Raw genomic sequence first — 532 nt, 5'->3', positions numbered from 1 at the left:
AACCATCTTGGCAGGGATAGCAGGATTTGAACCTACGCATACCACAGTCAAAGTGTGGTGCCTTACCGCTTGGCGATATCCCTACGTATGGGGTGAATGATGGGGCTCGAACCCACGACAACCAGAACCACAATCTGGCGCTCTACCAACTGAACTACATTCACCAAAAAACAATGGTGCGCTATCACGGGTTCGAACCGGGGACACCCTGATTAAGAGTCAGGTGCTCTACCAACTGAGCTAATAGCGCATATATGGTGCGTCTTAAGAGATTCGAACTCCTGGCCCACGCCTTAGAAGGGCGTTGCTCTATCCAGCTGAGCTAAAGACGCTTATTTCATTTATAAATATGAAACTCATTGGAGCAGGTAGTGGGAATCGAACCCACCTTTCCAGCTTGGAAGGCTGGAGTATTACCGATATACGATACCTGCAATATCTGGAGCGGAAGACGGGACTCGAACCCGCAACATCCACCTTGGCAAGGTGGCGCTCTACCATTGAGCCACTTCCGCATTGATATTCTCAACTT

The 532-nt window shown here is 49.4% G+C and carries 6 tRNA genes; all 6 read right to left on the bottom strand.

Annotated features, from left to right (window positions below):
• Nucleotides 1-8: 8 nt before the first annotated feature.
• The 6 genes from FAY47_RS19900 to FAY47_RS19875 all read right to left on the bottom strand — a co-directional run bounded on the left by FAY47_RS19900 (nucleotide 9) and on the right by FAY47_RS19875 (nucleotide 515).
• Nucleotides 9-83 (bottom strand) — tRNA-Gln (locus FAY47_RS19900).
• A 5-nt stretch (nucleotides 84-88) separates the two neighbouring features.
• Nucleotides 89-164: transfer RNA gene (locus tag FAY47_RS19895), tRNA-His, on the bottom strand.
• Nucleotides 165-174: 10 nt separating this feature from the next.
• Nucleotides 175-250 (bottom strand) — tRNA-Lys (locus FAY47_RS19890).
• Nucleotides 251-255: 5 nt separating this feature from the next.
• Nucleotides 256-332: transfer RNA gene (locus tag FAY47_RS19885), tRNA-Arg, on the bottom strand.
• Nucleotides 333-360: 28 nt separating this feature from the next.
• Nucleotides 361-434: transfer RNA gene (locus tag FAY47_RS19880), tRNA-Gly, on the bottom strand.
• Nucleotides 435-440: 6 nt separating this feature from the next.
• Nucleotides 441-515, bottom strand: a tRNA-Gly gene (locus FAY47_RS19875).
• Between the last annotated feature and the right edge of the window lie 17 nt (nucleotides 516-532).

The sequence above is a fragment of the Clostridium sp. HBUAS56017 genome (assembly GCF_007115085.1).
GTDB classification, from domain to species: Bacteria; Bacillota; Clostridia; order Clostridiales; family Clostridiaceae; genus Clostridium; species Clostridium cibarium.
Note: the sequence above shows the minus strand (reverse complement) of the source record. Positions and strands in the feature narration are given on the sequence as shown.